This is a genomic window from Marinobacter santoriniensis NKSG1, assembly GCF_000347775.1.
Taxonomy (GTDB): Bacteria; Pseudomonadota; Gammaproteobacteria; order Pseudomonadales; family Oleiphilaceae; genus Marinobacter; species Marinobacter santoriniensis.
In genome coordinates this window covers 37,327-63,382 of sequence record NZ_APAT01000015.1, presented here as the reverse complement: position 1 = coordinate 63,382, position 26,056 = coordinate 37,327, and the positions used below count along the sequence as shown (strand labels likewise).

25 protein-coding genes are annotated in these 26,056 nt (G+C 59.8%); 9 read left to right on the top strand and 16 right to left on the bottom strand.

Annotation, left to right across the window (positions count from 1 at the left end; all coding sequences use genetic code 11):
- The first annotated feature begins 64 nt into the window (after window positions 1–64).
- Both MSNKSG1_RS06035 and MSNKSG1_RS06030 read left to right on the top strand, forming a co-directional pair.
- Window positions 65–1,057, top strand: coding sequence for an NAD-dependent epimerase/dehydratase family protein (locus MSNKSG1_RS06035; protein ID WP_008938364.1), 993 nt, complete (start codon window positions 65–67; stop codon window positions 1,055–1,057).
- A 226-nt stretch (window positions 1,058–1,283) separates the two neighbouring features.
- Window positions 1,284–1,532: a hypothetical protein gene (locus MSNKSG1_RS06030; RefSeq protein ID WP_152638735.1), complete on the top strand. Its 249-nt coding sequence runs from the start codon at window positions 1,284–1,286 to the stop codon at window positions 1,530–1,532.
- Here MSNKSG1_RS06030 and MSNKSG1_RS06025 read toward each other — a convergent pair whose 3' ends face one another.
- The gene (locus MSNKSG1_RS06025) at window positions 1,533–2,312 is read right to left on the bottom strand and encodes an alpha/beta fold hydrolase (RefSeq protein ID WP_008938362.1); all 780 of its coding nucleotides are present in this window, start codon (window positions 2,310–2,312) and stop codon (window positions 1,533–1,535) included.
- Between the two features lie 3 nt (window positions 2,313–2,315).
- Window positions 2,316–2,453, bottom strand: a complete 138-nt coding sequence (locus tag MSNKSG1_RS19265) for a hypothetical protein (RefSeq protein WP_008938361.1) — start codon at window positions 2,451–2,453, stop codon at window positions 2,316–2,318.
- Between the two features lie 193 nt (window positions 2,454–2,646).
- Between MSNKSG1_RS19265 and MSNKSG1_RS06020 the strand changes: the two genes are divergently transcribed.
- A complete protein-coding gene (locus MSNKSG1_RS06020) occupies window positions 2,647–3,438 on the top strand; it encodes an enoyl-CoA hydratase (protein ID WP_008938360.1) in 792 nt (263 codons plus the stop codon).
- Window positions 3,439–3,442: 4 nt separating this feature from the next.
- Here the strand turns inward: MSNKSG1_RS06020 and MSNKSG1_RS06015 are convergent, their stop codons facing one another.
- From MSNKSG1_RS06015 to MSNKSG1_RS06005, 3 genes are read right to left on the bottom strand one after another with little or no spacing between them, the layout of a single operon-like run.
- Window positions 3,443–3,949 (bottom strand): DUF192 domain-containing protein, encoded by a 507-nt coding sequence (locus MSNKSG1_RS06015; RefSeq protein WP_008938359.1) that lies wholly within the window; start codon window positions 3,947–3,949, stop codon window positions 3,443–3,445.
- Window positions 3,946–4,707 (bottom strand): ABC transporter permease, encoded by a 762-nt coding sequence (locus MSNKSG1_RS06010; protein ID WP_008938358.1) that lies wholly within the window; start codon window positions 4,705–4,707, stop codon window positions 3,946–3,948. Before MSNKSG1_RS06010 ends, MSNKSG1_RS06015 begins: the two co-directional genes overlap by 4 nt.
- A 21-nt stretch (window positions 4,708–4,728) precedes the next feature.
- Window positions 4,729–5,649 (bottom strand): ABC transporter ATP-binding protein, encoded by a 921-nt coding sequence (locus tag MSNKSG1_RS06005; protein WP_008938357.1) that lies wholly within the window; start codon window positions 5,647–5,649, stop codon window positions 4,729–4,731.
- A gap of 152 nt (window positions 5,650–5,801) precedes the next feature.
- On the opposite strand from MSNKSG1_RS06005, the gene MSNKSG1_RS06000 reads away from it, so the two are divergent.
- Together MSNKSG1_RS06000 and MSNKSG1_RS05995 are read left to right on the top strand one after the other, a co-directional pair.
- Window positions 5,802–6,260: a hypothetical protein gene (locus tag MSNKSG1_RS06000; RefSeq protein WP_008938356.1), complete on the top strand. Its 459-nt coding sequence runs from the start codon at window positions 5,802–5,804 to the stop codon at window positions 6,258–6,260.
- Window positions 6,261–6,345: 85 nt separating this feature from the next.
- Window positions 6,346–6,648 (top strand): hypothetical protein, encoded by a 303-nt coding sequence (locus MSNKSG1_RS05995; protein ID WP_008938355.1) that lies wholly within the window; start codon window positions 6,346–6,348, stop codon window positions 6,646–6,648.
- Here MSNKSG1_RS05995 and MSNKSG1_RS05990 read toward each other — a convergent pair.
- The 4 genes from MSNKSG1_RS05990 to MSNKSG1_RS05975 form a co-directional block, all read right to left on the bottom strand.
- Complete coding sequence (locus MSNKSG1_RS05990; protein WP_008938354.1) at window positions 6,641–7,228, bottom strand: hypothetical protein; 588 nt, start codon at window positions 7,226–7,228, stop codon at window positions 6,641–6,643. The two genes, MSNKSG1_RS05995 and MSNKSG1_RS05990, sit on opposite strands and share 8 nt — an antisense overlap.
- Before the next feature lie 137 nt (window positions 7,229–7,365).
- Window positions 7,366–8,832, bottom strand: coding sequence for a PhnE/PtxC family ABC transporter permease (locus MSNKSG1_RS05985; RefSeq protein WP_008938353.1), 1,467 nt, complete (start codon window positions 8,830–8,832; stop codon window positions 7,366–7,368).
- Between the two features lie 17 nt (window positions 8,833–8,849).
- Window positions 8,850–9,500: a phosphonate ABC transporter ATP-binding protein gene (locus MSNKSG1_RS05980; protein ID WP_008938352.1), complete on the bottom strand. Its 651-nt coding sequence runs from the start codon at window positions 9,498–9,500 to the stop codon at window positions 8,850–8,852.
- Window positions 9,500–10,375, bottom strand: coding sequence for a putative selenate ABC transporter substrate-binding protein (locus MSNKSG1_RS05975; RefSeq protein WP_152638734.1), 876 nt, complete (start codon window positions 10,373–10,375; stop codon window positions 9,500–9,502). Before MSNKSG1_RS05975 ends, MSNKSG1_RS05980 begins: the two co-directional genes overlap by 1 nt.
- Window positions 10,376–10,485: 110 nt before the next feature.
- Here MSNKSG1_RS05975 and senB point away from each other — a divergent pair, with 110 nt between their 5' ends.
- Window positions 10,486–11,478 (top strand): selenoneine biosynthesis selenosugar synthase SenB, encoded by a 993-nt coding sequence (senB, locus tag MSNKSG1_RS05970; protein ID WP_008938350.1) that lies wholly within the window; start codon window positions 10,486–10,488, stop codon window positions 11,476–11,478.
- On the opposite strand, the gene selD is transcribed toward senB, so the two are convergent.
- From selD to MSNKSG1_RS05950, 4 genes are all read right to left on the bottom strand, one after another.
- Window positions 11,462–13,738, bottom strand: coding sequence for a selenide, water dikinase SelD (gene selD, locus MSNKSG1_RS05965; RefSeq protein WP_008938349.1), 2,277 nt, complete (start codon window positions 13,736–13,738; stop codon window positions 11,462–11,464). The two genes, senB and selD, sit on opposite strands and share 17 nt — an antisense overlap.
- Entirely contained in the window at window positions 13,738–14,349 is a 612-nt protein-coding gene (locus tag MSNKSG1_RS05960) for a helix-hairpin-helix domain-containing protein (RefSeq protein WP_008938348.1), read from the bottom strand. The genes selD and MSNKSG1_RS05960 overlap by 1 nt, the downstream gene beginning before the upstream one ends.
- A 39-nt stretch (window positions 14,350–14,388) precedes the next feature.
- Window positions 14,389–14,787 (bottom strand): hypothetical protein, encoded by a 399-nt coding sequence (locus MSNKSG1_RS05955; protein ID WP_008938347.1) that lies wholly within the window; start codon window positions 14,785–14,787, stop codon window positions 14,389–14,391.
- A 167-nt stretch (window positions 14,788–14,954) separates the two neighbouring features.
- Window positions 14,955–16,484 carry a bifunctional GNAT family N-acetyltransferase/carbon-nitrogen hydrolase family protein gene (locus MSNKSG1_RS05950; protein ID WP_008938346.1) on the bottom strand — a complete coding sequence of 510 codons (1,530 nt, stop codon included), beginning with the start codon at window positions 16,482–16,484 and terminating at the stop codon, window positions 14,955–14,957.
- Between the two features lie 195 nt (window positions 16,485–16,679).
- Between MSNKSG1_RS05950 and MSNKSG1_RS05945 the strand changes: the two genes are divergently transcribed.
- Entirely contained in the window at window positions 16,680–18,566 is a 1,887-nt protein-coding gene (locus MSNKSG1_RS05945) for a methyl-accepting chemotaxis protein (RefSeq protein ID WP_008938345.1), read from the top strand.
- Window positions 18,567–18,571: 5 nt separating this feature from the next.
- Here the strand turns inward: MSNKSG1_RS05945 and MSNKSG1_RS05940 are convergent, their stop codons facing one another.
- A complete protein-coding gene (locus MSNKSG1_RS05940) occupies window positions 18,572–19,489 on the bottom strand; it encodes a hypothetical protein (RefSeq protein ID WP_008938344.1) in 918 nt (305 codons plus the stop codon).
- A gap of 158 nt (window positions 19,490–19,647) precedes the next feature.
- Between MSNKSG1_RS05940 and MSNKSG1_RS05935 the strand changes: the two genes are divergently transcribed.
- A complete protein-coding gene (locus MSNKSG1_RS05935; protein ID WP_008938343.1) occupies window positions 19,648–20,208 on the top strand; it encodes a YiiD C-terminal domain-containing protein in 561 nt (186 codons plus the stop codon).
- On the opposite strand, the gene recQ is transcribed toward MSNKSG1_RS05935, so the two are convergent.
- Window positions 20,205–22,073, bottom strand: a complete 1,869-nt coding sequence (gene recQ / locus MSNKSG1_RS05930) for a DNA helicase RecQ (RefSeq protein WP_008938342.1) — start codon at window positions 22,071–22,073, stop codon at window positions 20,205–20,207. The genes MSNKSG1_RS05935 and recQ overlap by 4 nt on opposite strands.
- Window positions 22,074–22,302: 229 nt before the next feature.
- Here recQ and MSNKSG1_RS05925 point away from each other — a divergent pair, with 229 nt between their 5' ends.
- Window positions 22,303–23,481, top strand: coding sequence for a lysophospholipid acyltransferase family protein (locus tag MSNKSG1_RS05925; protein ID WP_008938341.1), 1,179 nt, complete (start codon window positions 22,303–22,305; stop codon window positions 23,479–23,481).
- A 15-nt stretch (window positions 23,482–23,496) separates the two neighbouring features.
- Here the strand turns inward: MSNKSG1_RS05925 and glgP are convergent, their stop codons facing one another.
- Window positions 23,497–26,052 carry an alpha-glucan family phosphorylase gene (glgP, locus tag MSNKSG1_RS05920; protein WP_040886768.1) on the bottom strand — a complete coding sequence of 852 codons (2,556 nt, stop codon included), beginning with the start codon at window positions 26,050–26,052 and terminating at the stop codon, window positions 23,497–23,499.
- Between the last annotated feature and the right edge of the window lie 4 nt (window positions 26,053–26,056).

Below are 26,056 nucleotides of genomic sequence, written 5' to 3'. Positions count from 1 at the left end.
TTTATATTCATTTTATTAAGAAGCATAGTGGTTGTCTTGTCCAACTACCGAAGAGAGATCAACCATGACAACCACCCTGCAACCCACTGTTCTGATGCTCGGTGCCACCGGCAGCCTCGGTAAGGCCATCACTCGCAATCTGGCCGAACGCGGCTGGTCCCTCCGGGCTCTGCACCGCCACCCGGAGTCCGCTGCGGCGCAGTTGGTCGATGTCGAGGGCATCGACTGGCGGGGCGGCGACGTGATGAACGCCGCGGACACTCAAGCGGCTGGGCGCGGTTGCGATCTGATCGTGCACTCGGTCAATCCACCGGGTTATCGCAACTGGCGCGAAGAGGCCTTACCCATGCTTGAGAACGTTATTGAAGCGGCGCGCGCCAGCGGCGCCGCTCTGGTCTTTCCCGCCAATGTCTATAACTACGCATCGGATATCGGCTATGGTGTGACCGAACAAAGCCCTCAGCACCCAACCACCCGTAAAGGCGCCATTCGCGTGGAAATGGAACAGAAGCTGCGAGCCGCCGCAGATTCGGGCGTGCGCGTGATCGTCTTACGTGCCGGCGATTTCTTCGGGCCAGGTACCGGCCTTGCCTGGTTCAGCGTGATGGTCCGCCCGGGCCAGCAACTGCGCCGTATCCTCTACCCCGGCGCATTGCAGATTGACCATACGTGGGCGTATCTGCCTGACCTGGCAGAAGCGTTTGCCCAGTTAATGCTCAAGCGGGCCGACCTGCCCCCTTATGCTGACTTCCATTTCGCCGGCCACACGCTCAACGGCCAGGTTCTGGTCGATACCCTGCGCCAGGTCAGTGGCGAGGCTAACGCACCCGTGCGACCGTTTGCCTGGTGGCCATTGCGGCTGATCGCTCCTTTTCATGCCACCAGTCGGGAACTGTGTGAAATGCGCTACCTCTGGCAAAGACCGCTAACCCTGGACAACACCAGACTGGTCAGATTCCTTGGCGCTGAACCCCATACGCCGTTACGCCAGGCGCTGGAAGAAACGTTGGTCGATTTCAACTGCCTGCCGGCAAGTTTCCGGGTGCAGACGGCCTGACGGTCGCGTTGACTCTGCCAAGCGCCGTCTTCGCTCACGGATTCGACAACGACGGCGATGACAGAGCCCCGGCTACCAAGGCATGATAGGCGGGCTCTCGTTGTCTATGGCTTGCGAGAGGCGCAGCAGCTTAATGCGTACCTACATGGGAACCGCTAACCAGGCGCGGCACTCGGATGCCTTTGTCTCCGCTTCGCCGCGGCGTTGATTCTTGGGTGACTCTTACATGAGATTTTGGATTCTTCTCACAGCGCTTGTTCTCACCGGCTGCGACAACACCACGATGTCCGAGGCTCCCAACTTCTCGCTCTTTGAAACCTCGGCCGGTGTTGTCTATTTGCTGAATCAAAATACCGGGGAGCTGAAGGTGATTTCCTCGAAGCCGCCTGTCATCAATACCGGAGACGTTTTCAGAGATGATGAGGGGCAGCTCTTCAGATACCTGGGGAACGGGGAAGTTCGTATGCTCCAGTAATTACCCCAAAAACTCCCTAACCACCTCCAGCACGTCTTCCTCCTGCTCCCGATGCGGAACATGCCCACATCCCTTCAGAAGCTTCAGCGTCGCCGGCCCTTCCGGCAGCTCCGTATAACGCTCGGCGTGGATCGGCGACCCAAACTCATCGTCATCCCCATGAATGGCCAGAACGGGGCAGTGAACCTGCTTCAGCGTTTCGTCGAGCCGCCAGTCCTGAAAATCCTCCGACAGCCAGGTGTCGATCCAGGCACTGAGTACCCACCCGGCCTTATCGCCGTGGTAACGGGCGAGTCGGTCCACTTGGCCTTCTTCGGCGAAGGCGACTTTCGCGTCTTCGATCCCGGCGACGGTCCGGTCTTCGACAAACGCCTGGGCGGATTCGGTGATCAGGGCCAGGCAGTCGTCGGGGTAGTGGGCCGCGCAGGCGGCGGCCATGGCGCCCCCGACGCTGTGGCCGAAGGCGATGAACTGGTGGATATTCAGCGCTTGTCGGACGGCGTCAAAGGTGGCTTCGGCTTCTTCCAGAATGAACCGTTTATTGAGCGTGCCGGGGTGGGCGTCGGACTGGCCGAAGCCGAGGCGGTCGTAGGCGATGACGGTTCGGCCCGTAGCCTCTGCCAGGTGCTCCGGGAAGGACCGCCACAACCGGACACTGCCGAGGGAATCGTGGAACAGCACGATGGGGGCCTTTTCGGACTCTGCACCTTTATTGCTGTTCCAGGTTTTTACATAGATTCGGCCTTCGGAGGTGGACAGGGTGACTTCGGAGCTGGTCATTGACTATTCCTGAGTGGGTGCCGGCGAAATGCTGTTAATGTTGCCGGATGGGACGTTCGGGTCGTCGTCCATAATGACGAGGATGCCTCCGGCAATGATGGCGATCGCGACGATTGCTTTGAGAATCATTGATTTGGACATGGTATTCACCTCCAGGGTTTGAGGGAACTACCAATAGGTGTGAGGGCGCGGGTGCGGAATTCCAACCACCCCCGTGTAAGGTGACGATACCGACAAAAGTCGCTTCGACAGGCTCCGCACTCTGGTCAATACTGTTTCTGGCCTCTTTGGACAGGCGCACACGTTTCACTGACAACAAGACAGGGCATTTTCCATGACAGACGCTGCCGAACCGCTTATTCACACCTATACCGAAAACGGCGTCACCACGTTGATGCTCGACAAGCCCGAACGGCGCAACAGCCTTTCCATGGCCATGCTGGAGGCGCTGGGCGAGGTATTGGACGAGGTGGCCCGGGACGACGAGACCCGCGTGGTGGTGATTGCCGCCCGTGGTAATGTGTTCTGCGCCGGACACGACCTCCGGGAAATCCGCGAACGTTTCGACAGTCACGAGTTCCAGCAGGCGCTGTTCGACCGTTGCAGCGAGGTGATGCAGAAGATCGTAAACCTGCCCAAGCCGGTGATTGCACGGGTAGCGGGCGTTGCGACGGCGGCCGGGTGCCAGCTGGTGGCTTCCTGTGATCTGGCGGTGGCCGCTGACACGGCCCGTTTCGCAACGCCGGGGGTGAACATCGGGCTTTTCTGCTCAACGCCGATGGTGGCCCTGTCGCGGAACGTTCACCGGAAGCAGGCCATGGAGATGTTGCTGACTGGTGAGCTGATCAGCGCGAGCCGGGCGGAAGAGATTGGTCTGGTCAACCGGGTGGTGGACGAGCAGATTCTGGATGAAACGGTCTATCGGATGGCGCGGACCATCGCGGACAAATCGGGCCATACCCTCCGTATCGGCAAGGAAGCGTTCTATCGCCAGCTGGAAATGCCGCTGGCCGAAGCTTACGCCTATACCGCGGTGGTCATGGCTGAGAACATGAAGGCCGAAGACGCCCAGGAAGGCATCTGTGCGTTCCTGGAGAAGCGCAAGCCGGAGTGGAAAGACCGCTGATCGGTCAGTCCTGACAGGCGGCCCGGCCGATCCTCAGGCGATCGCCGGGTTGAATGTTCTTCTTTGAAAAGAAGCCCGCATTCATTTCGACAGCGGACCAGTATTGGTGGTCGGCCGGGTAAACCGGGCAGTGCTGACCCTGGGACTCGGGGCAGGGCGTCATGGTCCGGATGGTGTGAATGGTCCGTTCTTTGTCCAGGAAAGCGATATCCAGGGGGATAAGGGTGCGGTACATCCAGAACCCCTGGGACGCTTCCCGCGATTCCGGGTAATCAAACAGCATGCCCCGGTTGGCAGGCAGGGTTTGCCGCAACATCAGTCCCATCTGCCGCTGGGCATGCTCGGTGGCCAGCTCCAGGGTGACCGGTATAAGCCCCTCGCTCGTCTCAAAACAGGCGTCCACTTCGTCCAGCCCGGTCTGGGGCGGTGCCGCATTGGTTCCGCAGCCGGCCAGCGCCAGCGCGAGGAGCGCCGGGATGCCGATGGCCGGGTGGCGAAGGGGTATCTTCACGGGCGCAGCCGGTAACCGGTCCGGAAGATCCACCAGATGGTGGTCATGCAGAGCGTCAGGAAGACCAGGGTCATGCCAACGCTCACGCCCACATGTACGTCCGCAACGCCGTAGAACGCCCACCGGAATCCACTGATCAGGTAGACCACGGGATTGAACAGGCTGATGGTCTGCCAGATCTCCGGGAGCATGTCGATGGAGTAGAAGGTACCGCCGAGGAACACCAGAGGCGTGACGATCATCATCGGAACGATCTGGAGTTTCTCGAAGCCGTCTGCCCAGATGCCGATGATGAACCCGAACAGGCTGAAGGTCACCGCGGTGAGGACCAGGAAGGACACCATCCAGAAGGGATGGAGCACGTGGTAGTCCACAAACAGCCGGGCCGTGGCCAGGATGATCAGGCCGAGGATTACCGATTTGCTCGCGGCCGCACCGACATACCCGAGCACCACCTCCACATAGGACACGGGGGCCGAGAGCACTTCGTAGATCGTGCCGGAAAACTTGGGCATGTAGATGCCGAAGGAGGCGTTGGAGATGCTCTGCATCAGCAGCGAGAGCATCACCAGCCCCGGAATGATATAGGCGCCGTAGCTGATGTTGTTGATGTCGCCCATCCGTGAACCGATGGCGGAACCGAACACCACGAAATAGAGGCAGGTTGAAATCACCGGTGACAGCACGCTCTGCATGACCGTGCGTTTCATCCTGGCCATTTCGAACTTGTAGATCGCCCGGATGCCGTGCAGGTTCATGACGTTCTCCCGTTTCTGTGCTCAGTCATTGAGTAATCCGACAAAGATCTCTTCAAGCGAACTCTCGCGGGTCTGGAGATCGCGGTATTCGATGCCAAGTTCGCCCAGGGTTCTCAGCAATCGTGCCACGCCGGCCTGTTCGTGCTGGGAATCGAAGTTAAAGATCAGCTCCCAGCCGTCTTCGGACAGTTCCACCGGCTCCAGGGTCAGTTCTCCGGGCACCCGATCCAGCTGGTGCTGGAGCTGGAGGCGCAGTTCCTTCTTGCCGAGTTTCGACATCAGGCGGCTTTTCTCTTCTACCAGGATGATCTCGCCCTGGCGAATCACGCCAATGCGATCCGCCATTTCCTCGGCTTCCTCGATGTAGTGGGTGGTGAGGATGATGGTGACGCCGCTTTCCCGAAGCTGCCGGACCAGGTTCCACATATCCCGGCGCAGCTCGACGTCCACGCCGGCGGTGGGTTCGTCGAGGAACAGGATCTGGGGTTCGTGGGACAGGGCCTTGGCGATCATCACGCGGCGTTTCATGCCCCCGGACAGGGACATGATGCGGTTGTTGCGTTTGTCCCAGAGCGACAGGGCCTTGAGCACCTTTTCAATGTGGCCGGGGTTGGGCGCTTTGCCAAACAGACCCCGGCTGAAGGAGACGGCGTCCCAGACGGTCTCGAACGAATCGGTATTGAGCTCCTGAGGCACCAGGCCGATGGTTTCGCGGGCCTTCCGGTACTGGGAAACGATGTCGAAGCCGCCGGCGGTGACCTTGCCGCTGGTCATGTTGACCAGTCCGCAGATGATGCTGATCAGTGTTGTCTTGCCGGCACCGTTCGGGCCCAGGAGGGCAAAGATCTCTCCCGGATGTATTTCAAGATTGATGTCCTTCAGGGCCTGAAACCCATCCCCGTAGGTTTTGTTCAGGTGCCTTACGGATATATCCGACTGCACGGGCGTGTCCTGTGATCAAAGGTTGAAAGAGGAACCGTTCCAAAGATCGGACGGAAGGCGCGGTATTTTCTCATGAGTGACGACAATTTAGAAACCTTTGCCTTGTCGTCGCGAACCCTCATAATGCGTTTTTTGCTGACCGGGGGTGAACAATGGTACGTGTCATCGCGATCGCAGGATTACTGGTGGCCCTGATCGCTGCGGTGGTATTCGGGCCACATTATCTGTTCTCCACGGATGCCCGGGATTCGGCAGACGGATCGGCCCCGGCCTGCGATCTCCAGGCGGGGCCTTGCACCTGGAAAAACGACGCTGGTCAGTGGTCGGTGGCCATCACGTCCGTCGGCACCGGCAATCAGGGCACCGAATTCCGGTTATCGGTGACCGCGCCAACCCACCCAGGTCGATTCCTGGCGGTGCTGCGGGGCGAATCCATGTATATGGGGGAGTACCCGGTGCCCCTGAAACAGGCCGGGGACAACCGCTACACCGCACAATTCACGGCGCCGTTCTGCACCAGTGGATCGGGGATGCAGTGGCGGATCGACCTGCAGAGCGGCGAGGATCCGGTAGGGCGGGCACCGGAAAAACTGACCTTCTGGGCCCGGTGACCCTCCGGAAGCGTGATCGGGGTGGTGCTCCCGTTGCCCCGGGTTGGTGTAACATTCGAATCGGTTCAATCAAAGGGAAAGGGTAATGGATTACGGTGACAGCGTTCAGGGTGTACTTCTCAGGAAAATCCGCAAGGCCGAGCAGGATGTGCTGCAGTTGAGGCTGGACTACTGCCGGTTTGTGTTCGGGCTTTCCCACCGTTCCAGGGTGATGTCCGGCGACCGGGTTTACGAAGTGACCGGTGTGGACGTTGACAGCATGGTGTACACCGACGATGGGAGCCTGTCCCGGCCCGGTATTACCGGTGTGCCCGTGGATGCCGAGGCCGGTACCGAGCCGGTGGATCTGGGCACGGACTGGACGCTGGACGCGAAAGCGATCAAATAAAGGCGTTGCTGGTGACCGCGTCAAACAGGCTGGAAGGTGTTGGAACAAAGTGGTGGCGCCCCCAGTGTTCCGCGCCTTCGAGTCCGCAGCGATAGCAGGCCAGGTGCACCGTATCCTCCGTCAATGAACGAATCGCGGCCAGTGCGCCGCGCTCACTGACCCCGGTTTTCCGCTGGGCAATCTGGACCACAAGCTGCTTGAGAGCCTCCGAATGCCGCTCGGCGGGCTCGCACAGCGCGTTGGCAGCGCCATACAGCCAGGCCGCGGCGTAGCGCAGTACCGGTTCTGCCGCCTCTGGCAGGTGCAGCCCCCGTTCCCGACAATCCCGTTCCTGTAATCCGGCCACGATGTGCAGTTGAGTGATCAGTTCTGCCTGGCGAAGCTGGGTGGGACGGCTTGTCGACGCCTCCCGGGCCTGTCGCTGGTAAGGAGCGGATGGGCGGGGAAAGGGCGCAGCCGTAACCTGGGGCACCTGTGCCGTTGCCGATTCCGAGCGCGTCAGCATCAGCATCCTGAACGCAAGCAGCATCAGCAGACCAATCAGGCCCGCCTGGGTAATCACGATCAGCCAGTCCGACATACGATTTTCCGATCCGATATTCAGTGGATTTCAGATCGAGTGTAACAGTGTGTAACGTCAAAAGAATGCCGATGGTGGGGCGAATTTGATATTGATCGTTGCTGCTTGACGAAAATGTGACGGCGCTCTCGGTGGGCCTAGCAGGTCGGCATGGTTTGCAGGGCGAGCTTGCGTCGAATGTAACGGCCAAGGGTGTCGATGCCGATGTTCAGCAGTGCGGTGATCAGGATCAGCACCAGCGCCCGGTCAAAGTGGATGTTCTGGATAGCGCTGTCGACGTAGAAGCCGAGGGTGTAAATGCCCAGGATGCCCAGAATCGCGGTTTCCCGCATGATGATTTCCCACCGGTAGAACAGGAAGGCCAGGAACGAACGGTAGATCCGGGGTGTCAGCTCCCAAGTGTAGCGGTTGAAACCTTTGGGGGCGTCCGGGCGCAGGCGGATGCCGTTGGTCTGACGACCGATCAGGTGCCCGATGATGCCCCCGTTGTGCAAGGCCAGGGCAACCACCGCCGGCAGCATGGACGGCCCCCACAACTGAAGCAGAATGTACGCCAGCACGTATTCCGGTGTGGAGCGGGCTATCACGAGGAAAACGTGGCCGAAGGTGCGCCGGACCGGGCCGCCAAAATGGTTGGACACCAGGGGAAAGGCCAGCAGGGCGAGCATGCCGGTGGCAACCAGGGCAATCTGTGTGAGGATCACCGTGTTCCAGATCCCTGGAAGCGCTGCGTTTACCATCAGGTCATTCAGCCAGGGGACCAGTCCGGCCAGGCCTTCGCCATTGCGCAACGGGGCGGGAACAATGTCCTGGGTGAAGAAGCGGGCTACATTGCCCCAGACGATCGGCAAACCTTCCCCCAGGAAGAATGGCGCCGAGAGCACGTAGATGGGCAGCAATTTCGGGCGCACCCAGATGGGGATGGTGGCGATCAGCACGTAGAACAGGATGAGCATGGCGCCGGCGTCGGAATAGAGCCCCTGGGAAAAGGAGGCTTCCAGGTAAAAGCCCAGGGTCGGCAGGCCCACAAAGCCCAGTATGGCGCTGGAGCGAAGGCCGCACTCGAGCCGGTAGGCGGTGTAGGTGCGGATCTGGTGCCAGCAGTCGGGAATGCGTGCGAACAGGAATGCCGAGATAACCCCGGTGCCTGATGGAAGCAGATTGCGCGGTCCGGGATCGGCCTCGTCCAGGATTTCGGAGTAGACCTTGGCGAAGATGCCGGCGTAGGGGATGGCGATGGCCAGCACGCCGGTGAGCGGATGAAACCCGAAGAACTGGAGAAAGATCAGGGCCCAGAACAGTTCGTGGATCGCACGGATGAAGTTGCAGAAAATCCGCACGGGCAGAAAGCGGTACACCAGTGCCAGCAGGAAACCCGAGGCACTGCCGACGGCCACCCCGACGAAGGCGAAGGCCACGGTACGCAGCAGGGCGGTCATCAGCCCTTCGGAGCTGAAGAAGTTCGGGGTCACCACGCCGAGAAAGAAGTTTGCCAGATCCTGCCAGGGGTTGGAGGACGTGATGGCGATGTCCGAAAACAGCAGACCTACCAAGGCAATGGCAACAAAGATGAAACTGGTACGAACCGTGGGATAGGAAAACATGGATTCAGCCCCGGCCGTCAGTAAAGCGACATGATGTCGGACGCCGCAAGCCGGTCACTGGGTTCGTCGAGAGCGACCCTGCCATCCTGAATGCCGATGATCCGGGTGCAGTAGGCGAGCGCCAGTTCCACGTCGTGCATGGCAACGACACTGGTGGCAAACCGGTCACGGAGCAGTGCCATGACCTGGTGTGCCCTGGGGCCGTCCAGGGCGGAAACCGGTTCGTCCGCCAGTAAGAGATCCGATTGCCGGTAGATGGCACGGGCAATGGCGACCCGCTGGCGTTGTCCGCCGGACAGCGCCGCCGTGGGTGTCCAGAGTTTTTCCGCCATACCAAGCTCGCCGAGCAGGTGACTGACCACGGATCGGTCGGCGGCAAACGGACGAATCAATGTCCAGCCGTTGTACCAGGTGGAATGCCGGTCGAGTTGTCCCATGAAGACATTGTGGAACACGGGCAGGGCGTTCACCAGGCCCAGGTCCTGGGGGACCAGCGAGGCATCGCGCCCGACCTCCTGATACAGCAGTCGGATCAGCGTGGATTTCCCGGCGCCGCTACGGCCAACAAGGGCGACCTTGTCGCCCTTGTCAACGCGGAGGGAGAGCGGTCCCAGAACACGCTCTCCTCCGAATGAGGCTGTCAGCCCCGAGACTTCAAATGCGGACATTAATCGAGGATTCCGATCTCTTCTGCGGTTTTGCGGATGGGCTCATAGGCGTCGTTCGATACCGGGATGAATCCGGAGCGGGGGAAGCTTTCAAGCAGTTTGGGATCCTTCAGGTTCAGCAACGCCTGCTTGACCTTCTCCTTGAAACCGTCTCCGAAGCGGTCGTTGACATCACCACGAATGGTCCACTGGTAGTCGGGGAATGGCGGTGTTTTCCAGATCACGCGGACGGCGTCGGTGTCGATGTTTCCGTCATCCAATTCCTTTTTCCAGACCTGGAAGTTCAGGGCGCCCACCTGGTAGGTGCCGGCTTCGACGAGGCGAAGCGTCCGGGTGTGGTTGCCACTGAAGCCTACCCGCGAGAATACGTCTTCAGGCGCTTCACCGAAGGCTTCGCGAATGTGGTATTCGGGCATCAGTCGGCCAGAGGTAGATCCTTTGGAACCAAACGTGAAGGTCTTGCCGCGCAGCTGGTCAGCCAGGTCGGCGAGGTTGTCCGCCGGCTCGATGCCCGTGCTGGTGTTGGCGATGAAATAGGTCTCGAAAGCCTTGTCTTCCACACCCTGGGCCAGTGCTTCGGAACCCGGTACCAGTTTGCGCGCCTGGACACCAGACAGACCACCGAACCAGGCCAGTTGGACCTGATTGTTGCGGAATGCGGTAATGGCTGCGGCATAGGACTTGACCGGGATGTATCGGACATCCACGTCCAGCTGTTCAGACAGGTAGTCGGCAACGCCCTGGAAACGCTCAACGAGTTTGGTTTCGTCTTCGTCCGGGATGGCGGTGAACACAAATGTTTCCGCGGTTGCGACGGATGCGCTAAAAAACAGAAGGCTGGAAACCATCAATTTCCGTATAAAGCTGGTAGCCATATTGAATCCTTGTTGTGGGGGGGATTGTGTGGGCGTCAGGATACCCTGATTTACCCGAACTCTGAACAGCTATACGATTGACCATCTTTATTGGCTCAGCAGCCCCTGTTATGAACATCCTGATCATCACACCAGCACTGCGCGGCTCAAGGGCCGGCAATCGAGCGACGGCCGAGCGCTGGCAGCGACTTCTCGGAACGGCGGGTCACGACGTGCGGGTCATTACCGAGTACCGCGGCGAGGCCTGTGATCTGTTCATAGCTCTGCACGCCTGGCGAAGCCGGGAGGCCATTGCCGCCTTCCGCGCGGACTGGCCCGATTTGCCACTTATTGTCGTGCTGACCGGGACCGATGTGTATCAACACCAGCGCCTATACCCTGAGGACACGTTGGCCTCAATGGAGGCGGCGACTGCCCTGATCGGCCTCCATGACCGTGTGGGACAGGATATCCCCGTGCATCTGCGCGGTCGCCTGGTGACGCTCCGCCAGTCAGCGGCATTGCCGATCCGGCGATCAGAGCCGCCATCCGACGCCTTCCAGGTATGCGTGATTGGGCATCTGCGGGAGGAAAAAGATTCGCTGCGGGCTGCGAAGGCCGCGCGGAAGATGCCACCGGAATCGAGAATTCGGGTGGTTTGTGCCGGAAAGCCGCACAATGAGCAATGGCAGGCTGCGGTGGCGGCCGAAGTGGCGGAGAACGACCGTTTCCAGTGGGTCGGCGAGCTCGGTGAAGCAGACACGGCCGCGTTGCTCACCGGCAGCCATGTGATGGTTATCAGCTCCATCATGGAGGGTGGGGCGAATGTGGTGTCCGAAGCCTGTCGGGCCGGGGTGCCTGTTGTTGCCAGCGACATTCCGGGCAACCGGGGCTTGCTGGGTGACGACTACGAAGGTTACTTCCCGGTCGGCGACGAGGCAGCCCTGGCAGACCTGCTCTGGCGGGCTGAACGCGAGCCGAGCTTCCTGGATCGACTGAACGAACAGGTCAGCCGGCTGGCCCCCCGATTCACGCCGGAGATGGAGCAAAAGAGCCTCGAGCAGGCGCTGGCCCTGGCGGGCGAGCGCTGTTCTTCAGGCCGGCGAGTCAATCCCGAAGGGTAATCGGTTCGATGGGCCCGGTCTCATCCTGCGCGGTGACGCGACCGATGACGGCAGTGTGCGTATAGCCCAGGGATTTGAGTTCCCGCACGCATGCCTCGGCTTCTTCCGCCGCGACACTTGCCAGCAGGCCGCCGGCCGTCTGCGGATCGAAAATCAGCGGATACCTCGGGTGGTTGACCCACTTTTCCTGATCACGGATGCCCCGGCGCAACCGGACGTTTGCCGGCTGCAAGGAACTGAGTATGCCCTCGGCCACGGTCTCTTCCGCGCCTGGCAATATCGGGATCCGGGAAAGCTCCAGTTCCGCATCCACGCCGGATGGGCGTGTCATCTCGACCAGGTGCCCCAACAGGCCAAATCCGGTGACATCCGTGCAGGCCCTGGAGCCATGCCGACGCAGACACTCGGCGGCGAGCTTGTTGGAATGCATCATTGAGGCGAGGGCGGCGTCGATCCAGCGTCCCTTGGCGGCCATCCGTGCATGGGCAGCAAACAGGGTGCCGGTGCCGATGGGTTTGGTCAGGATCAACACGTCACCGGGGCGGAGACCGCCCTTGCTCATCACCTCTTCAGGATCAATCAGCCCGTTCACCGCAAAGCCGAGGGCGAGTTCCTTGCCTTCACCGGTGTGTCCGCCAACCAGCGCGCAGCCGGCTTCGTTCAGAACCTCGACGGCGCCGGACATCATCTGGAAGACGGTGTCCTCGACCTTGGATTCGATGCCGTAGGGAACGGTCGCCACGGCTGTCGCACTCTGTGCCTCCGCGCCCATGGCAAAGACGTCGCCGAGACTGTGATTGGCCGCGACCTTGCCGAACACGTAGGGATCGTCGATAAACGCCCTGAAGAAGTCGACCGTATGCACCACGGCCTTGCCGGGCGGTACGGTCAGGACGGCGGCGTCATCCGGTGCATGGAGGCCGATCAGGATGTCATCCCGTTCGATGGGCTTGAGTTCGCTCAGCGCGCGGGACAGGACCGTGCTGCCCACTTTGGCACCACAGCCGCCACAGCGCATGGCAACGGCGGATATGGCCTGGGCGGCTTCCTCTGAACTCTGTGCCGCTGCGGTATCCGGCAGATCGGCGGTGTCCTCCATCGCCGGGAGATCGCTGAATTTGCGCATGAACCGACGATCAATCCAGTCCTTCCAGCGCCAGACCCAGCGGCCATGGAATTCGGTGTCTCCCCGGGACGCCACAGCGTACTGATCACCGGTGCTGATCAGGGCAAGCCATTTCTTCTGCGGGTAGAAGTTATGGGTAGCCTTGCCCGTAGCCAGTCGTTTCAGGTTGTCTGCCAGCGGCGGCCCCTGCCGGACCGCGAAGACGCCCGCCTTTTCCCGGGGATGATTCACCACGTTGGCAATATCGCCGGCCGCGAAAATATTGTCGTCTGTTTCGCTCTGGAGCGTATCCCGGACCCGGATAAATCGCCCTTCATCAAGGGCCAATCCGGTGTCCTCAAGCCAACTCGGGCCACCGGCCCGGGTCACCCAGAGCACTTCGTCCGCCTCGAAGCGTTGTCCGGACTCGTCGGTCAGAATGCCGGCCTCCACCTTCGAAACGGCGGAACCCAGGTGTACCTGTACGCCCCGCTGGGCAAGCTTTTCCTGAAAAATTGCCCGAACCCGCTCGTTGTGTGTGGGCAGGATTTCCTGGGCCGCATCGAAAAGGTGAAAATGCAGCTGGTCCGGATCCTTGCCGCGTTTTTCCAGCTCATTTCTCAGTCGAAACTGCATGGCCAGGGTCAGTTCGACCCCGCCGGCGCCGGCGCCGACCGTGGCGACAGTGAGCGGGCCTTCGTGTCCTTCAATCCGGTTCAGCAGGGACAGCCAACGCTGGTTGAAGCCGTTGATCGGCTTGACCGGTACCGCATGTGCCTCGGCACCCTCCACATCGCTGACCCGTGGAGACGATCCGATGTTAATCGACAGGATGTCATAGGGAACGTCGGGCCGGTTGCGGCAACGAATACGCTGGGCATCACGATCGATGCCGATGGCTTCGTCCCGGTAAAACCGGGCCCCGGCGTATTCCGCCAGACGGCTCAGATCGATGTGCACGTCGTCGTAGCTGTAATGGCCCGCTACGTAGCCGGGCAGCATTCCGGAGTAGGGCGTGTGGGTGTCGCGGCAGATAAGGGTCAGGCGCACGCCGGGGACCGGGTTCATGGCGAACCGCTTCAGAACCCCGACGTGACTGTGCCCGCCGCCAACCAGGACAATGTCCCGTAATACAGGCTGGTCAGGCGTTTGCATCAGAGTACTTTCTTGGCCTCGGCAGAGAGCTGGTCGTAGCCTTTCAGGCTCTTGAACGCCTTGAGCTTTTCCTTGTCAGCGGCAGACGGATTGGCGATCTGCTCGATCGAGGTGATACCGGCGTCCTTCATTTTCTTGGCGGTGGCCGGACCGATGCCCTTGACCTTTGTAAGGTCGGACTTGTCGACGGGTTTGGCCGCCTTTTTGGCCGTTGAAGCAGGACGCTTGGGCGCGGTCTTCGGTTTGGTTTTCGGTGCCGCCTTTTTGGCAGCGGTGCTGGCTTCCTTGCTGACTTCGTCGGTCAGTTTCTTGACGTCTGTGCCGGCTTCCTTGGCCGCGATACCGAGGCGTTCCAGAATGCTGCTCTGCAGTTCGTGGAATTCGTTCAGGCGACGTTCGAACTCTTCATTGAATCGCTGCATTTCCCGTTCACGAAGATCGTTCACTTCCTTCAGCAGCTTGCGAACCGGTTCCTCGATCTGGGACTGCAGGCTGTCGAACTGTTTGAGGGCATCGTTCACCAGTCCTTCGATCTGGGAGGATGTCTTCTCGAACTCCTTGTTAACCTTCTTGACGATCTTGTCGACGCTCGGTTTGGCTTTCTTCGCCATGAAATTTCTCCTTGGGAATGATTGAAACGGACAGAGCGGTCAGGCCATTTGCCGGAATCCCGACAGGGGGCCTGAAGACGAAACGCGGCGTGATTTGAGTGACAGCTTGCGTGAGAGTACTTCCCGTATTCTTGCGAGCTTGTCCTGCAACGGTGAGCCGTCTTCAAATTCGTGAAAATCAATGGAATAGAAGAAATTGCTACAGTGCTTTCTACGTTCTGTTACCAGCGCGGGAATGCCGTCCGCGCGAATCTTGTCGAACGGCATGTCCATCACAAGATCCAGAACCAGGTTATCACCCGGCTTGAAAACCTTGTCGGTTTTCAGCACGCAACCATAACTGTCCAGTTCGAACAGCAAGGCCTCTACGGTCTCCCTGCGAAACAGTCCGCGCTTTATCCGAAAGCGGGCGGTAAGGTCCGGTAGTGCTTCATTCATGAATTCTGATCTCTGGTGATTTCCGTATCCACTGCAATCCGCCTGATGGACAGACGGATTGGATGTTGGTTAAACAATAGACGCTGATCCGGGCAATGGCAATCCAGTCAGTAATCTACGGTATAGGGCTCACACGGTTCATCAATAGTGCGAGCGGGCCAATTGATTTATCGCGTTTGTTTCAGGCCGACATGGTACATGTCCACGCGGCGATCCTTCAGGTTGTTGACCGACCCTTCGTTCCGGACCAGCTTCAGCTTCTCCAGGTCCATATCGGAGAACATGATCATCTCGGTGTTGGGCGTGGTTTCCGCCATCACGGCATCGTGAGGAAACGCGAAATCCGACGGAGAGAATACCGACGACTGGGCATACTGGACGTCAAGGTTCTCCACTTTCGGGAGGTTACCCACACTGCCGGTGATCACCACGTAGCATTCGTTTTCGATGGCCCGGGCCTGCGCGCAGTGGCGTACCCGCAGGTAACCGTTCTTGGTGTCGGTCCAGAAGGGGACACAGATAATATCGACATCCTGCTCTGCTGCGATCCGGCCCAGCTCCGGAAACTCGATGTCGTAACAGATCAGGATGGCCACCCGGCCGGCATCGGTATCGAACACCTCGAAATGGTTGCCGCCCTCGATCACCCAGTCCCGGCGTTCGTGGGGGGTGATGTGGATCTTGCGCTGCTCATCCACGCGTCCATCCCGATGACAGAGATAGGACACGTTGAACAGGCGATCATTTTCCAGCAGCGGCATGGACCCTGTGATGATGTTGATGTTGTAGCTGACGGCCATCTCGGACATCTGGTCCCGGAACTGTTCGGTAAAGCCCGCCAGGAAGCGGATGGCCCTTGTCTGGTCCATCTGGTCGGTCAGGCCCATCAGGGGCGCGTTGAAAAATTCCGGGAACAGAGCGAAGTCACTCTTGTAGTCGGACAGTGCGTCAACAAAGTACTCCACCTGCTCGAGCACCTCTTCGACGGACGAGAATTCACGCATCTGCCACTGGACCGCACCCATGCGTACCTGGGTCTTGCGCACACTGAGAACCGGCGAGGGCGGGGTGTACAGAATGTTCCGCCATTCCAGCAAGGTGGCGTAACCCATGGATTTCTCGTCTTCCGGCAGATACTTGTGCATCAACCGGGTCACCTGGAAATCGTTGGACAGCTGGAAGGTCAGGATCGGATCGTAGATCTCCTTCCGGTCCACACGCTGAATATATTCGGCTGGCGAGTACTGATCCTTGTACTTGTAGTAACTCGGAATGCGTCCGCCGGCGAGGATTGCCCGCAGGTTCATGGAACGACACAGTTCCTTACGGGCTTCGTACAAGCGGCGACCGAGCCGGTAGCCCCGGTAATCGGGATGAATGAACACGTCCAGACCGTACAGCGAGTCGCCATTGGCGTTGTGCCAGATCTTTTCGTTGCGCAGGATCAGGTCATCATAGGTATGCGGGTTGCTGAACCGCTCGTACTTCACGCACACCGTCAGGGCGACCGCTACGAGGTGCCCGTTGTCCTCAATGCAGATCTGCCCGTCCGGAAACTGCTCAACCAGAGCCTTGATGGTCTCCTTGGGCCAGGCCCCGCCGATATCGTCGTAGACCCGGTCCATCAGCTCCTGGAGCTGGCCATAATCGTCCAGTGTGAGATTGCGGAGATTGAGATGCAGTTCTTCAGGGGGCATTCGGTGCAGCTCCAGTCGCGGGTGATGGATTGATCGGAGTCCGGGATTGCATGTCTCTCAAAAAGTTTAACAGAAGGTGCTCAAGAGTTCGCAGTCCGGGCCGAAACATTCATTAACGGATATCAGGTTTGCGTCACGCTCTCCTTTTTTCAACCGATATCTTTCCTGTCTCTAGCGATGAACGAGGATTCTTCAGTGAACCTGTCATTTGGTCAGAAACTTCTGATTGCCTTCGGCATTCTGTTGCTCCTGGCGATGGGGGCTTTCACCCTGTCGGGAGACTACCGGCTCAGGAACACCACCGACACCTACGTTACGGCATTGGTGGACGACACTGTCAATCAGAGTACGTCCAGCATAGCGCAATGGCTCAACACCCGACTGGGAATGACGGAAGCGACGGCCAGGGCCCTTGAAGGCGTCGATTCCGATCCGGCCGCGCGGAACATCCTGATGGCCATCACCCGCAGTGGTGGTTTCAAGGATGTGTACGTGGGCAGAGCCGATGGCTACATGCTGATGAAGACGGAGAAAGACAACGCCACGCTGCCGGCCGATTACGATCCCCGTAAACGGCCCTGGTACAAAAAGGGTGTTGAACTGGGTAAGGCATCGTTCACGGCACCTTATCGTGATGCCAGTTCCGGTGAGACCATTATTTCCACGATGGCACCGGTGGCCAGCGGCAGTTACAAAGGTGTGGTGGGTGCTGACATCACGCTGGCCGCCATCGAAAAGACGCTGTCGACGGTCACACTGGCGAACACCGGCTATGCGGCCCTGATCAGCAAGGATGGCACTGTGCTTTTCCATCCCGATAAGGACCTGATCGGTAAAAACATCAGTACGTTGATTGGCAGCGATCCGAAGCTGGATGGCAGTGCCATCGATTATCAGACTGAGGAAGCCGACTGGGAGGTCAGTTTCCATCCGATTGCCGATGCCCGCGGTGTCGACTGGTATCTGGGCACCTTCGTGAACAAGGACAAGATTCAGGCGCCGGTGAAAAGCGCCCGCGTCACCGGGTTGATCATGGCAGTGGTTGGCCTGCTGATTGCGCTGGTCATTCTCCACCTGGGTATCAAGGCCCTGATGGCACCGGTGCGCCGGCTGAACCAGGCAATGGCCGACATCAGTACCGGTGACGCCGATCTGACACAGCGGCTGGATGACAGCAGCCATGACGAGTTCGGAGAGCTGGCGCGCAGTTTCAACCGGTTCGTGGAGAACATCGGCAACGTGGTGCGGGATGTTCAGCAGGGCAGTGAGGAGCTGGCCAGCAACGTCGAGTCCCTCAAGACGACCGCAGGAGCCAGCCGAAACAGCGTTGAACAGCAGCAGTCGGAGATCGACATGGTGGCGACGGCCATCAACGAAATGTCGGCTGCGGCCAACGAGATTGCTCAGAATGCCCAGCAAACCGCCGACGCTGCCAATACGGCCGACGAAGACAGCCGGTCCTCACTGGAGACAGTGGCCGCATCACGGGATGCCGTGCAGAAGCTGGCGAAGGAAGTGAATGCTGCCGCTGAAGTGATCGACACGCTGGGACGGGATGTGACCTCCATCACTTCGGTTCTGGAAGTGATCCAGGGAATCGCGGAGCAGACCAACCTGCTGGCCCTTAACGCCGCCATTGAGGCCGCGCGGGCCGGAGAGGCCGGACGTGGCTTTGCGGTGGTTGCCGACGAAGTCCGAAACCTGGCCCAGCGGACCCAGAGCAGCACCGAGGAGATCAATAACATGATCGAGCGTCTTCAGAAAGGCGCAAACGATGCTGTCGACGTGATGAAGGCATCCACGGCGGTGTCGAACGTCAGTATGGAGAAAGCCCAGGATGCGATGGAGGCTCTCAACCGGATAGCCGAGGCGATCACGTCCATCAGCCAGATGACATCGCAGATCGCCACCGCCTCGGAGGAGCAGACCTCCGTGACCGAAGAGCTGATTGCGTCCATTAACCGGATAGCGGATCAGGGCCAGGAAGCCGCGGCAGCGGCCAGTGAAAACGACGTGTACAGCGGACACATCGAAACCATTGGTCACAGCCTGCAGCAGAACGTCTCCAGATTCCGGGTCTGAGCTCGCTAGTGGCTGGCAAGGAAGTCCAGCCGCCGCTCCAGATTCTGGAACGTTTTCCGGCCAATGAGCCGGGATTCTTCGGTCAGGTCGGGGTTCTGCAACCGTATCACGTTGCGTTGACGCAGGCGCAGAGCCTCGACCGCCGTACCGTAGTAGGTCGCCAGGTAGTTGCCAAAACTGCCATCCTCTATGGCGCGCTCCAGGCCGAGCTGTAATCGCTGGGCGATTTCGTGCTGTCTCGGGCCAACAAACAGGTAGGACGGCATGGGGTAGGCGAGCAGCAGATTGGGCTCGACCGCCAGGTTCGGATCCCGCTCGATCCCCAGGTCGTAAAGCACTTCGCTGACGCCGCGCGCAAAGCAGTCGAAACGGTCGTTGCGAAGCATTCCGAACAGGATTTCATAGCGCGAGTGGGTGACCACGGAGATTCCGTTTGCCCTCAGGACCTGGGTATCCGGCCAGTGCGCTCCCTGACCAATCCGGATGTCTCGCTTCCTGATGTCGTCGAGTGTGCGTATGCCCTGAAACAGCGGCAGTTTATCCGGTGTTGCCACGCATACCCGAAGCCCCAGCAGTCCGCCGTCGATTGGGATAGGGATGGCCGTCAGCTGGGTTTCACGCTCCCTGGAGGTCGCTACATTGACGATGTCCACAAGCCGTGCATGATCGTCGGCGAGTTCCCGAAGCGCCCGTCCCTGGCTGAGTTCCTCGCTACGAATCAGGCGAAAGGGGCCATATTCCGGGGTTTTCTTCAGGGCGAGCGTAACCAGGGCGCGAATGGCCGAACTGTCGTAGTTCCGATACCACAGGATATAGCCGTGGGTTTCGGGTGCCACGTAAGGGCCGGGGTCGGCAGACCCCGCTACGGGCCATCCAGTAAGCCCCCAGCAGAACATCAGGGCGAGAATGCGGGTGCGAGACACCAACGAGTTCCTTCTCTGCGTGTTGATCAACAGACTCTACTGTAGACCAACCAGCCGGGGAAAAAACGGACGGCATCTAAAAAACTGTAAAAGATGCTTGCCGGTGACTTGCCGGATTGCAATCATCGCCCACATAGATTGAGACAGGACGTAACATCATGGCACTGATAGACAACATTGTTGGCACAACCGGGCAATGGGTTGCATCCGCCGACCCCCGGGCGACACTGGCCCATCCGCTGGCCTGGCTGAAGAAAACCAGTGGCTACGCGGCGGTCAATCGGCTGGTGGGGCTATCCATCCCGTTCGCACCCCGCAATGGCTTCCGGGTTGAGGAAGTCCGCCCGGGCTACGTTCGGGCCAGTATCCGACTGAAAGGTAACAAGAACCACTTCGGAAGCCTGTACGCAGGCGCGTATTTCCTGGTGGCAGAAATCCCGGGCGGTGTGCTCACGCTGTTCGACCTGGGGCCGTCCTACACGCCGATTCTCAAGGAAATGACGCTGCAGTTCCTTCAGCCCGCCAATTCCGATGTCACCGTGGAGTTCTCGCTCAGTCCCGAGCAGGTGGCCGCCATCCAGCACGACGCAGACACGACCGGGCGCGCGAAGTTTACTCTTGAGGGCGTGCTGACAGACGCGACCGGTGAACATGTGGCCACGTCCATTGCGCACTATCGGGTCCGCAAGAAGGGCTTCACCGAGCAAAATCCCGCCTAGAGACTGGCGGCCTCGGCGAGGGCTTGCAGGAAGGTCTCGCCGTACTTGTCCAGCTTCGCTGCGCCAACACCGGTTATCTCTCCCAGCTCTTCCCGGGTGCGGGGGAGCCGTTTGAGCATTTCATACAACGTGGTGTCGTGGAAGATCACGTAGGGCGGCACGCCCTGCTGATCCGCCAGGGCCTTTCGGCAGGCACGCAGATGGTCCCAGGCCGCCTGGTTGACATCATCGCCAATCACCGGCCTTGCCTTGCCGCCTGCGGTCTTGCGGCCGGAACTCCGACGGGCGACCGGATCCTTGCGGAGCAGGATGCTGTCCTCGCCTTTCAGCAGGGGACGGCAGCGTTCGGTCAGTTGAAGCGAGCCGAAGCCATCCGGGTCCGCCCTGAGATACCCATTCGCTACCAGTTGCCGGAATACCGATTTCCATTCGTTGGCCGTTAGCTCCGTCCCGATTCCGTAGGTGGAAACGGAGTGGTGACCGGCCTGAAGAATCCGTTCGTTTTCGGCGCCGCGCAGGACGTCGATCAGGTAGGTCACGCCATATCGCTGTCCGGTCCGGAAAACGCAGGACAGAGCTTTCTGGACTGCTACTGTCCCGTCCCAGGTCTCGGGGGGATTCAGGCAGGTGTCGCAGTTGCCGCAAGGCGCTTCCAGGGAATCACCGAAATATTCCAGCAACACCTGCCTCCGACAACCGGTGACTTCGCACAGGCCCAGCATGGCATCCAGCTTCTGGCGTTCGACCCGCTTGAAATGGTCGCTTCCCTGGGAGCCCTCCAGCATCTGACGGAGCTTGATGACATCCTGCAGTCCGTAAACCATCCAGGCCGTGGAGGGATTGCCATCCCGGCCCGCCCGGCCGGTCTCCTGATAATAGGCTTCCAGGCTTTTGGGGAGGTCCAGGTGGGCGACGAAACGGACATCCGGTTTGTCGATACCCATTCCGAATGCGATGGTCGCGACGATGATGACGCCGTCCTCACGAAGGAAACGTTCCTGGTGTTCGGCCCGCTGTGCTGCGTCCAGTCCGGCGTGGTAGGGAAGTGCTGTCAGGCCGTTCTGGCTGAGCATCCGCGCGGTCGCTTCCACTTTGTTTCGTGACAGGCAGTAAACAATCCCGCAGTCGCCGTCGTGCTCGCTCTTGATGAAATCGAGCAACTGTTTGTTGGCGTTGGTCTTCGGTGCGATCCGGTACTGGATGTTGGGGCGGTCGAAACCGCTCACGAAGTGCCGCGCGTTATTGAGCGACAGCCGGTCGGCAATTTCAGCCCGGGTCCGTTCATCGGCGGTTGCCGTCAGGGCAATCCGGGGAACGTTCGGAAAGGCCTCGGCCAGCATGGAGAGCTGGAGGTAGTCCGACCGGAAATCGTGGCCCCACTGGGAGACGCAATGGGCCTCGTCGATGGCAAACAGAGCAATCGGCGCACCCTGCAGTAAATCGAGTGTCCGTGGCTGGATCAGCCGCTCGGGGGCACAATACAGCAGATCGAGTTCGCCCGTTGTCAGCGCGTATTCCGTGCTTCGGGCCTGCTCGAAATCCATGGTGGAGTTGAGGAAAGCCGCGCGGACACCCAACTCCCGGAGGGCCGCCACCTGATCCTGCATCAGCGCTATCAGCGGAGAAATGACAATGGCGGTACCGGGGCGGACCAGCGCCGGCACCTGATAGCAGAGCGATTTACCGCCGCCAGTGGGCATCAGGACAAGGGCATCGCCTCCATTGATGACTTCCTCGACAATCTCTCCCTGCAACGGCCGGAATGACTCATAGCCGAAAACCTCCTGCAGAACCTGATGGGGCGACGTTCTGGCCAGGGTGGGGCGTTCTTTGGCAAGCTGTTCGAAGTCCTGATCAGGGTACATGGCTAACCGAGTGTCGTTTCCAGGAAGAGAGGGAGAATCTTTGTCGGGAGGCGGCATCCCGGACGCGTGGCGCATGATATCAGAATAGAGGCGCGGATTGGTCAACCCGCCTTTCGGGTGAGACAAATCTGCAGGATAAACGCTACAATAGCGCCGCTTTACCAACGCTGTGATGTTTGATTCATAATCCGGGGGCACTCCCCGCAACAGCCACAATAACAGGGTTTCAATGCAGGAATTTGACGCCATCCGTCCTTATTCGGACGAAGAAACGGCTCCGGCGATTCATCGTCTGGTCAATGACCGGGAATTTCTGGATATGGTCGGCCGCTTCAAATCACCCACACTCGCTCGTTGGACACCGGCAATGCTCCGGGTGTTCGTCCGTCACTGGCTGATCCGCCAGTTTGGCCAGTTTACCCGTGTTGATGATCTGCAGGCGAAGCTGTCGACCTATGTCGGCGAGCTGGTAGAAGGCACGACGACCCGCGTCACCCACAGTGGATTGGAGCGTCTGGACAAGAGAGGCGCCTACCTGTTCATCTCCAACCACCGGGACATTGTGTTCGATCCGATGGTGGTCAATTACCTGCTTTTCCAGAACGGATTTCACACCACCCGCATTGCAATTGGTGACAACCTCCTGCAGAACCGGGTGTTCGCGGAGATGATGCGGCTGAACAAAAGCTTTGTGGTCCGGCGCAATATGACCAGCCCCCGGGAGATGCGGGACGCCTACCTGACGCTGTCGGGTTTTATCAACCACAGCATCGATACCAATCACAGTATCTGGATTGCGCAGCGTGAGGGACGGGCGAAGGATGGTATCGACCGCACCGATCCCGCGATCATCAAGATGTTCTACATGAGCCGGAAGAAAAGCGGGCTGGGTTTCGACGAAGCGATGGACCGGCTGCACATTGTGCCGGTGGCGATTTCCTACGAATACGACCCCTGCGACGTTGACAAGGCTCGGGAGCTTGAAACCCGGGCCCGGACCGGGAGCTACACCAAAACCGAAGGCGAGGACAGTGAGCAGATTGTCCGGGGCCTCACCGGGTTCAAGGGGCATGTGCACGTGCACTTCGGCGCGCCGATCCAGGGCGCCCCGGACAACCCCAGGGCCATGTCCGCATTGATCGATCGGGAGATGCACGCGAATTACCATCTGCACGCGTCCAATCTTGTTGCCTACCAGCAGCGTGGTCTGCATCCCGGAGCGCACGACACACCGGAGACTGTGACCGACTCGGTGGTGACCGCCGACACCTGGTCACCGGCGGATATCGCGGCGGCAGAAGCCGAGATGGAGCGCCGGCTCGAAGCCTGCGACCCGGCGATTCGTCCCTACCTTCTCGATATGTACGCCAATCCGGTCGTCACGTCGCTGGAAGCGAACGAGGACTGATCGCTTTCCGGATTCCTAAACCCATAACATGCACCCCATCTCAAGGAGATGGGTGAGCGCCGGGTGGTAGGGATACATTCTCAGGCGCAGGGTTTGCAATCCGGGATAGGGCGGCGGAACCTGTGCCGAAAACAGGGTTCGCCCATCCTGCTCACCTTCCTTTTCGAGAATAAAGCGGTCCGGTCCTGATGCGTCATGGCTGCCGGTGCAATCCGGTGTGACCAGGCACTCGATTCGCACGTCTTCCGGTGCCAGCCCGTTCAGCACCACTTCGACCCTCAGTTCGACGGTCTCATCGTAGGCGCACTGGGCGTCAACACAGCCGACCACGGACATGGAGACTCCGGACCAGGCCTCGCGTACTTTCGCCTTCCATTCCGCCAGTTCCCTCGCTTCCCGGGCCTGGTTCGCCATCAGGCGCGCCCCCTGCATCGAGGCCGGGTGGTAATAGCGTTCCACGTAATCCATCACCATCCGTTGGGCATTGAAACGGGGCGTGATCGTTTTCATGGATGCCTTGGAGCGCTTTACCCAGCCTTTGGAGTAGCCCTGGGAGGCCCGGTCGTAATAGAGCGGGATGATTTCGAACTCGAGAAGATCGAGCAGATCCCGGGACTCCTCAAGGTTGCGGAATTCCGGATCGAGCCGGGTATCCCGGGGCGTGATGGCCCAGCCGTTCTCGCCGTTGTAGCCTTCCCCCCACCAGCCATCGAGCACACTGAGGTTCAATGCACCGTTGAGCGCGGCTTTTTCGCCGGAGGTCCCGCTGGCTTCTTTCGGGTATTCCGGGTTGTTCAGCCAGACGTCCACCCCTGACACCAGGTAACGGGCCATGGCCTGATCATAGTCTTCCAGCAACAGCACGTGGCCCATCAGGGCAGGGCGCATGGACAGATCGTGGATCACCTTGATCAGGTGCTGGCCGGGATTGTCCCGGGGATGGGCTTTACCGGCGAAGATCAGAATGGTCGGGCGCTCGGGATCGGTCAGCATCCGTTCCAGCCGGTCAAGGTCGGAGAAGATGAGCGTTGCCCGCTTGTAGGTGGCAAAACGGCGGGCAAATCCGATGATCAGCGTGTCCTTGTCGGGAGACACCAGTTGCCGGGTCATTCGCTCGGTTACCGAGTGCCCTGTACCGTTGCGTTCGTGCTGCCGCCGAAGCTGCTCGACCACAAACTCTCCCATCTGTTGCTTGAGCGCTTTGTGGACACTCCAGTAATGGTAATCGGGGATCTGGTCGACAAAGCTCCAGTATTCCGGGTTTCTCAGTTCCGAGCGCCAGGTAGGCGACTGGATGTCGAACAGGCTGGCCCATTCCGGGGCGAGGAAAGTGGGAACGTGGACCCCGTTGGTGATGTAACCCATGGGATTTTCCGCTGCCGGAATCTGTGGCCAGATGTCGCCTTCCATGACGGACGCGACGCCGCCGTGGATGCGGCTTACGCCGTTGTGGAACCGGGATCCCCGCAAACCCAGGCTGGTCATATTGAAGCTGTCGCCGCCGTCCTTGCTTCCCAGTGCAAAGATCTGGTCGAAGTCGAGCCCGGATTGCTCCAGATAGGGACTCAGTGCATGCTCCACCAGCCCCTTGGGAAAGATGTCGTGGCCGGCCGGGACCGGTGTATGGGTGGTAAAGAGCGTGGATGCAGCCACCGCTTCGAAGGCCGCTTCGAAGGGCAAATCATGCTTGCCCATGGTCTGTCGGCAGCGTTCGAGTATCTGGAATGCCGCGTGGCCTTCGTTGATGTGCCAGGCGGTGGGCTCAATGCCGAGGGCCTCCAGAACCCGGGTTCCGCCGATCCCCAGCAACATTTCCTGCTGGATACGTGTGTTCTCGTCGCCGCCGTAGAGCTGGAGAGTCAGCTCCTGGTCTTCGGCGGTGTTTTCTTCGGTGTGGCTATCGAGCAGGTAAAGGCGTATGTGCCCGATCCTTGCCTGCCAGACCCGGGCGGTGAGCATCCGGCCGGGAAAGGGAACCGAAACCTTCAGCGGGGTGCCGTCCTGCATGACCGGAGTGATCGGTAATTCATCACTGGTATGGGATTTATAACGCGCTATCTGATGGCCCTGGGCGTCGATGGACTGAATGAAGTAGCCCTGCTGGTACAGTAACCCGACAGCAACGAATGGCAAGCCGAGGTCGCTGGCCGCCTTGCAGTGATCGCCTGCCAGAATTCCGAGACCGCCTGAATAGATCGGAAAGCTCTCGTGCAACCCGAACTCGGCACAGAAATAGGCGACGCGGTACTTGTCCGGATCAAGGTATTCCGTGACTTCCGGGACCGGTTCCGACTCGCAGTAGGCGTCGTAGTTGCTGAGTACGCGACGATACTCGGCGAGGAAGGCCCGTTCCTGGGAGGCTTCGTCGAGGCGCTCCTGGGCAACCCGCCGCAGGAAGACTTTTGGATTGTGCTCCACTTTCTGCCAAAGGGACTGGTCTATCCGGGCAAACAGGTTCCGGACACCGTGGTCCCAGCTGTAGAACAGATCATTAGCGAGCTCCTGCAGCCGCTCCAGTGAGTCCGGAATGCGGGGTCTGGCTTCCAGACGGAACCGGGTTGCTTTGTCCATGAAC